This window comes from Acidovorax sp., from assembly GCF_016783915.1.
Lineage (GTDB): Bacteria > Pseudomonadota > Gammaproteobacteria > Burkholderiales > Burkholderiaceae_C > Acidovorax.
Genome location: NZ_JADHVT010000187.1, coordinates 1 through 7,717, shown reverse-complemented (window position 1 = coordinate 7,717; position 7,717 = coordinate 1). Strand labels below are relative to the sequence as shown.

The window sequence follows — 7,717 nt, the reverse complement described above, 5'->3', positions numbered from 1 at the left end:
AAACAGGCGGCCCAGCGTACCGGTGCGGGTCATGCCGTGCCACTGGTCGCGCAGGCGGCCCGTGGTCAGGCTGAAGGGGTAGCGCGATTCGCGGGGCTCGGCGGTGGGTTGCCATGCATGCGCAGCAAAACGCGCACGGCCGTCGGCGGTGGGGAAGACGCCGTCTTCGTACAGGCGGACCTTGCCTGTGGTGCTTCCCTCTCGCAACGGCCACTGCTGTGGGCCTTGGGCTTCGAGCATCTCCCACGACAGCCCCGTGATGTCCAGATCGCGCCCGCGTGTGCTCTCGCGGTGCTCTTTCCACACGGCTTCTGCGCCCGCATCGGCAGCGTCTGTGGCGTAGGGGAACAGCGTGGGCGCGCCAGGCCGCAGGCGTGTCTCCAGGAGGTGCGCAAACTGCACCGCAATGGCCCAGTCGTGGCGCGCCAGGCCCGGTGCGGGCACGGCAGTGCGCACGCGCGAGATGCGGCGCTCGCTGTTGGTCACCGTGCCGGTCTTTTCGCCCCAGGTGGTAGCGGGCAGCAGCAGGTCGGCATACCGCGCTGTCTCGGCCGTTGTAAAGGCCTCCTGCACCACCACAAACTCGGCGCGCTGCAGCGCGCGGCGCACGGTGGCTTGGTCGGGCATGCTCTGCGCGGGGTTGGTGCAGGCAATCCACAGGGCCTTGATCTCGCCGTCGGCAGCGGCCTGGAACATCTCCACAGCCGTCTTGCCGGGCTTGGATGGCACATCGGCCACGCCCCACAGCGCGGCGACTTCGGCGCGGTGCTGCGGGTTGGCCAGGTCGCGGTGGGCGCTGAGCAAATTGGCCAGGCCACCCACCTCGCGCCCGCCCATGGCGTTGGGTTGGCCCGTCAGGCTGAAGGGGCCCGCGCCGGGTTTGCCGATCTGTGCGGTGGCCAGGTGCAGGTTGATGAGTGTGGCGTTCTTGGCCGTGCCGCTGCTGCTCTGGTTCAGGCCCTGGCAGTAGAGGCTCAGGGTCGCTTTGGAGGTGGCGAACCATTTGGCGGCGGTGGTCAGGTCGGCCACGCTGATGCCGCAGGTCTGCGCCACACGCTCGGGCGTGGCGTCGCGCACCAGGGCCTTGAGGTCGTCAAAGCCCGTGGTGTGGGCGGCGATGTAGGCGGTGTCGACCCAGCCCTCCCACAGCATGATGTGCAGCATGCCGTTGAACAGCATCACGTCGCTGCCGGGCTGGATGGGCAGGAACAGGTCGGCCATGCCCGCCGTGTCGGTGCGGCGCGGGTCGGCCACGATGACCTTCATGCCCGGGTTGGCGGCGCGTGCGTCTTCGATGCGGCGGAACAGGATGGGGTGGGCCCAGGCCGCATTGCTGCCCACGATGAACAGGCACTGCGCGTGGTTCACGTCGTCGTAGCAGGCGGGCGGCGCGTCGGCACCCAGCGTTTGCTTGTAGCCGGCCACAGCGCTGCTCATGCACAGGCGCGAGTTGGTGTCGATGTTGTTGGTGCCGATCAGGCCCTTGGCGAGCTTGTTGAAGACGTAGTAGTCCTCGGTGAGCAACTGGCCGCTGACGTAGAAGCCCACGGCGTCAGGGCCGTGCTGGGCGATGGTGTGGGCGAACCGGTCGGCCGCCAGCGTCAGTGCGGCATCCCAGGTCACGGGCAGGGCGGCTTCGCTGCGCTGTGCGCGTTGCAGGGGGTGCAGCAGGCGGGTTTGCAGGGTGACCGGGCTGGTGGCTGTGAGGTGCAGGGTCGAGCCCTTGGTGCACAGGCGGCCAAAGTTGGCGGGGTGTGTGGGGTCGCCGCGCACACCGGTGATCTGGGTGCCTGTGCTTTCGATGATCACGCCGCAGCCTACGCCGCAGTAGGGGCAGGTGGATTTGGTTTCTTGCATGGCGTGGTTGGGGTTGTTTTGGCCTCAGGCGCTAGTGCATGTTGCGCTGTCAGCTATTGTTTTGATAGTGTTGTCGTGTCCTCGCCGGGTACGCATGCGGCGCCTGGGGCGCAACACTCTCCACCGCTCACACGCCCACCGTTCTGCGCGCAGGCCCTGCGATGGGGCGCGTCAAATCCGTGGCCACCGTCGCCATCTCGCTCGCGTCCAGGTACACCGCGCCGTCTTCCACCTTCACGGCAAACTTCGGCGTGCACCCCTCATCGGGCGCCGAGGCCTGGCCGTCGCACAGGCCAATGGTCCAGTTGTGCAGGGGGCACGCCACATGGGTGCCAAACACGATGCCCTGGCTCAGCGGGCCGCCCTTGTGCGGGCAGCGGTCCAGCAGCGCAAACACACCACCGGCGTCGTTGCGGAAGACGGCCACGTCCAGGCCCTGGGGGCGCGCCACGCGGCGTGAGCCCAGCACGGGGATGTCGTCCACCCGGCAGATCAGCTTCCATTCAGGGGTTGGGTTGTTGGTGGTCATGGGAATCGTCCTTGGTGTTGTTCGGTAGTGTGTCGGTGTGCGGATGGGCTGTTGCAAGGCAGGCTGTCAGCTGCTGCCCAGTGCGGCATACAGGCCGGTCACGCGGTCCATGCTGGCGAGCAGGTTCTCGCTGCTCACAAACACTTCAGACACCTGGCGGAAGGTGTTGTTGCTGGTGCCCAGGCGTTGCAACGCGGCGTCGAAAAACACCCACTGGCCATCGGCCAGCAGCAGCTCTTGCCGGATGCGATCGGTGGCCTGTGGGGCATTGCGCAGCAGCTCGGTGGCGCTGATGAACTCGTCACGCGCCTTGGCGATCTCGGTGGTGGCGGTGGAGGTGTCCACCCCCAGCATGGCCGACAGGCAGAACTTGGCCATGCGCTGGCTCAGCATGCGCTGGCGGCCTGCCACGTTGACCAGCTTGCCCACGGGCTTGCCCGAGGCGGCTTCGTACTGCACGGTGCCCTGGTGGGCCAGGGCCAGCACCTTGGCGTCGGCCTGCAGCAAGGCGGCAGCGCCGTCGCGCGACGGGCTGGTGCCCAGCAGCGTGGCCTTGTGGTCGGTCCAGGCCGATTCCAGCTTGGTGTAGGTGTCGCGGATGGTGGGCGAGGGCGCGTAGGCCTTGAGTTCGCCCAGCTGGCGCTCGAACAGCGCCAGCGACTGGTCCAGCACGGCGCGTGCAGAAGGCGTGTCGGATTTGTGCGCCAACGCCAGCCAGGCCTTGCCCATGCGCTGGCTCAGCATGCGCTGGCGACCTGCCTTGTTGATGGCGTCGTTCAGGTCAGTGACCTGGGCCTGGGCGGTGCCCAGCGACATGATGCCCAGGGTGCTCCAGGCCGTGGTGTAGCCGGCGGCGGTCAGCAAGGTGCGGCGTTGCATGGTGTGGGGCTCCGGGCGCTTCAGGCAGCGGTCAGCGGGGCAAACTGGCGCGTGTCCACGGCTGCCTTGTCAAACTCGAACCAGGGGTCGGGCTCGCCGTCCAGCGCGAACTGCAGCTGCTCCCACAGCGCCTTGCGGCCTTCGTGGTCTTCCAGAATGCGCTTTTTCACATAGTCCAGGCCCACGCGGCTCACGTAGTGCACGGTGCGCTCCAGGTACCAGCCTTCCTGGCGGTACAGCTCGCAGAACGCGCCGGTGTACTCCAGCACTTCCTCGGCGGTTTTCAGCTTGGTGAAGAAGTGCGCCACCTCGGTCTTGATGCCGCCGTTGCCGGCCACATACATCTCCCAGCCGCTGTCCACGCCGATGATGCCCACGTCCTTGATGCCGGCCTCGGCGCAGTTGCGCGGGCAGCCCGACACTGCGAACTTCACCTTGTGCGGTGCATACATGCGCCACATGGCGCGCTCCAGATCTTTGCCCATCTGCGTGCTGTCCTGGGTGCCCATGCGGCACCACTCGCTGCCCACGCAGGTCTTCACGGTGCGCAGCGCCTTGGCATAGGCATGGCCGCTGGGCATGCCGATGTCCTTCCACACGTTGACCAGGTCTTCCTTCTTCACGCCCAGCAAATCGATGCGCTGGCCCCCCGTGACCTTGATGGTAGGGATGTTGTACTTGTCGGCCGCATCGGCAATGCGGCGCAGTTCGTCGGCCGTGGTTTCGCCGCCCCACATGCGGGGGATGACGCTGTAGGTGCCATCCTTTTGGATGTTGGCGTGGCTGCGCTCGTTGATGGCGCGGCTTTGCGGGTCGTCCTTCGCGTCCTTGGGCCAGGTGCTGATGAGGTAGTAGTTGACGGCGGGGCGGCAGGTGGCGCAGCCGTTGGGCGTCTTCCACTCCATAAATTGGAATACGTTGCCAATACTCAGCAGCTTGTTGGCGCGGATCGCGTCGCGCACCGCCTGGTGGCCGTGGTCGGTGCAGCCGCACATGGCCTTGGTCTTCGGTGTGGCGCTGTAGTCGCCGCCCGCAGTGAACATGATGATCTGCTCGACCAGGCCCGTGCACGATCCGCACGATGCGCTGGCCTTGGTGTGCTTGCGCACTTCATCCAGCGTGAACAGGCCCTTGTCCTTGATGGCCTTGCAGATGGCACCCTTGGTCACGCCGTTGCAGCCGCACACTTCGTCCGTGTCAGCCATGGCCGATGCCTTGCTCTGGCCCTGGTGGCCCACGTCGCCGATGTTGCTCTCGCCAAACATCAGCTTGTCGCGAATATCGGTCACGCTGCGGCCATCGCGCAGCAGCTTGAAGTACCAGCTGCCGTCCACCGTATCGCCATAGAGGCAGGCGCCCACCAGCTTGTCGTCCTTGATGACCAGCTTCTTGTACACGCCGCCAAAGGGGTCGCTCATCACGATCTCTTCGGTGTTGTCGCCGCCCTGGAAGTCGCCCGCGCTGAACAGGTCGATGCCCGTGACCTTGAGCTTGGTGGAGGTGAGCGAGCCCTGGTAGCGGCCGATGCCGAACTCTGCCAGGTGGTTGGCCAGCACCTTGCCTTGCTCAAACAGCGGGGCCACCAGGCCATAGGCAATGCCCCGGTGTGCCGCGCATTCGCCCACGGCATAGATGCGGGCATCGGTGGTGGTCTGCAGCGTGTCGCTCACGACGATGCCCCGGTTCACGTGCAGGCGCATCTTTTCTGCCAGCGCGGTGTTAGGGCGGATGCCCACGGCCATCACCACCAGGTCGGCTGGCACTTCGGTGCCGTCCTTGAACTTGACGCTGGCCACCCGGCCTTCGGCATTGCCCACCAGCTCCTGAGTCTGCGCACCCATCAAAAAGCGCATGCCACGGTCTTCCAGCGACTTCTGCAGCATCTTGCCCGCCACGTCATCGAGCTGGCGCTCCATCAGCGAGGGCATCACGTGCACCACGCTCACGGTCATGCCGCGCTTCATGAGGCCGTTGGCGGCTTCCAGGCCCAGCAGGCCGCCGCCGATGACCACCGCGTGCTTGTACGTGGCGGCTGCGTCGATCATGGCCTGTGTGTCGGCGATGTCGCGGTAGGCCAGCACGCCTTTCAGGTCCTTGCCGGGCACGGGCAGGATGAACGGGTTGGAGCCCGTGGCCATGATGAGGCGGTCGTACTCGGCGGTGATCACATCGCCGTCCTTGCTGCTTGCGCTCACCACGCGGCGCACGCGGTCCACGTCGGTCACGGTGAAGCCGGTGTGCAGCGTGATGTGGTTGTCGGCGTACCACTGCCAGTCGTTGAGGATGATCTCGTCAATGGTCTGCTCGCCAGCCAGCACCGGCGACAGCAGAATGCGGTTGTAGTTGGGGTGCGGCTCGGCCCCGAAGACCGTGATGTCATACAGATCGGGGGCAATCTTGAGCAGCTCTTCCAGCGTGCGCACACCGGCCATGCCGTTCCCCACCATCACCAGTTTGAGCTTTTTCATCGTGACTCCGTCGGTTCCATCGCCTGGGCGATGCAAAAAACAAAAAAGGCGTCCACACGATGCAGCTCCGACATTCCATCGAAACCGCATGTGGGGACGCCTTCGTCCATACAACCCCTTGGTGCGCCGTTGCACCGCTGAATTGCGTGGCCCAGCTGGGCCGTTGCTTCGAATAAGCAATGCCCGTGCCAGAGTTTGTGCACTGATGTGGGGTGATCCGGTGTTGTTCGCCCTGCAGGGGGCGGAGTTTTGGGTGTTGACGGGTGGCTCGGCTGCGCGGCGCGGTGCGTGTATGCACCACCTTGGGCATGGAACCTGCATGGAGGTGGTGCATGAGTTTTGAACTGGACATCGGCCACACCTCGCAGGCCGGGCGCAACGAAGTCAATGAAGACTTTGCCGCCCTGGTGCAGGGGCAGGGGCGCGACCGCGAACGCGGCGCCATCGCTGCCATTGCCGATGGTGTGAGCACGGGAGGCAAGGGCCGCGAAGCCGCACAGACCACGGTGAACACGCTGGTGAACGACTACTTCGCCACGCCCGACACCTGGGACACCACCGTGGCGCTGGACCGCATCCTGAGCGCGCACAACGGCTGGCTGGCGTCGATGAACCGGCGTCGCCAGCCCGCCGTGGGCCTGACCACGCTCACCGCCGTGGTGCTGCGCGGCCAGTCGTACACGTTGGCCCATGTGGGCGATACGCGCGCCTATCTGCTGCGGGGCGGCCGGCTGCAACTGCTCACGACCGACCATGTGATGGCGCAGCGTGACCTGGCGCACCAGCTCACCCGCGCCATGGGCCTGGACGATCATGTGGTGGTGGATTACAGCCAGGGCGAACTCCACAGCGGCGACCTGCTGGTGCTGCTGTCCGACGGCGTGCACGGCAGCCTGCCCGAGCGTGAACTGCGCCAGTTGCTGCTGCAGCCGCAGGATGCCAACGCCGCCAGTGCCGTCAGCGCCCAGGCGCTGAGCGAGGAGATCACGCGCGCAGCCCTGCGTCGGGGCAGCACCGACAACGTGACCGCGCTCGTGGTGCGGGTGCAGGGGGCGCTGGAAGCCACCTTGCAGGATGAGTCCCGCCGGGCGCAGCACTTGCCGGTGTTGCCGCTGCTCAAGGTGGGCGAGCCGGTGGATGGCCTGGTGGTGACCGCGCTGGTAGCCGACAGCGGCGTGCACCGCATCTACCAGGTGCGCGACCCGGCCACACAGCGGCTGTACGCGCTCAAGACGCTGGTGCCCGCCCGTGCGCACGATGCGCAGGAGCGCGCCACTCTGGCGCATGAGGCCTGGGTGGCCCGGCGCATGCAGTCCGGCCATGCGGCGGTGCACCTTGCGCGCCTGAACACCTGGCCGCCTGAGCAGGGCGGTGCAAGCCCCGGCGCCAGTGCGTTTTATCTGCTCTATGACTGGCATGCGGGCCAGACCCTGTGCCAGCGCCTGCGCGGCCGCCAGCACCTGGGCGTGCCGCAGGCCGTGTCGGTGGTGATGCAGGCGGCGCAGGTGCTGGGCTGGCTGCATCGGCAAGGGGTGGTCCACCGCGACATCAAGCCCGACAACCTGCACCTGGGCGATGACGGTGTGCTGCGGGTGCTGGACCTGGGCGTGGCCCTGTCGGGCCGCGAGCCCGAGGCCACGCGCCGCCTGCACGCAGGCACCCCCAGCTACATGAACCCCGAGCAGTGGCCGGGCTATGAAAAGAACGGGGACCCTGCCGGCCAGTTGCCCGATGCGGGCAGCGATCTGTTTGCCCTGGGCGTCACGCTGTACCAGCTGCTGAGCCATGGGCGCCTGCCCTATGGCGAGGTGGTGCAGTACCAGCTGGGCCGCTACCACCGCGACCCCCTGGCCCCCAGCCGCCACAACCCCAGCGTGCCCATCTGGCTCGACCAGATCGCCTTGAAGGCCGTGGCCCGCCAGCGCACACAACGCTTTGAAACCGCCGAGGAACTGCTGCTGGCCCTGGAGCGGGGGGCTTCGCG

General features: G+C 66.8%; 5 protein-coding genes. 1 reads left to right on the top strand and 4 read right to left on the bottom strand.

Annotated elements, in window-relative coordinates:
- The 4 genes from ISS20_RS21985 to nirB form a co-directional block, all read right to left on the bottom strand.
- Window positions 1–1,857 (bottom strand): molybdopterin-dependent oxidoreductase (locus ISS20_RS21985; RefSeq protein ID WP_291439559.1); only part of this gene is annotated, 1,857 nt, incomplete at its 3' end.
- Window positions 1,858–1,984: 127 nt separating this feature from the next.
- Window positions 1,985–2,386, bottom strand: a complete 402-nt coding sequence (nirD, locus tag ISS20_RS21980; RefSeq protein ID WP_291439557.1) for a nitrite reductase small subunit NirD — start codon at window positions 2,384–2,386, stop codon at window positions 1,985–1,987.
- 66 nt (window positions 2,387–2,452) lie between these two features.
- Entirely contained in the window at window positions 2,453–3,265 is an 813-nt protein-coding gene (locus ISS20_RS21975; protein WP_291439555.1) for a type IV pili methyl-accepting chemotaxis transducer N-terminal domain-containing protein, read from the bottom strand.
- Window positions 3,266–3,285: 20 nt separating this feature from the next.
- On the bottom strand, window positions 3,286–5,733 hold the full coding sequence (gene nirB / locus ISS20_RS21970; RefSeq protein ID WP_291439553.1) for a nitrite reductase large subunit NirB: 2,448 nt from the start codon (window positions 5,731–5,733) through the stop codon (window positions 3,286–3,288).
- Window positions 5,734–6,065: 332 nt separating this feature from the next.
- Between nirB and ISS20_RS21965 the strand changes: the two genes are divergently transcribed.
- A partial coding sequence (locus ISS20_RS21965) for a bifunctional protein-serine/threonine kinase/phosphatase (RefSeq protein ID WP_291439551.1) occupies window positions 6,066–7,717 on the top strand: 1,652 nt, incomplete at its 3' end.

Bases quoted from the DNA above. Each gene is read 5' to 3' on its own strand.
- nirD (WP_291439557.1), bottom strand. From the start codon at position 2,386: ATGACCACCAACAACCCAACCCCTGAATGGAAGCTGATCTGCCGGGTG.
- ISS20_RS21975 (WP_291439555.1), bottom strand. From the start codon at position 3,265: ATGCAACGCCGCACCTTGCTGACCGCCGCCGGCTACACCACGGCCTGG.
- nirB (WP_291439553.1), bottom strand. From the start codon at position 5,733: ATGAAAAAGCTCAAACTGGTGATGGTGGGGAACGGCATGGCCGGTGTG.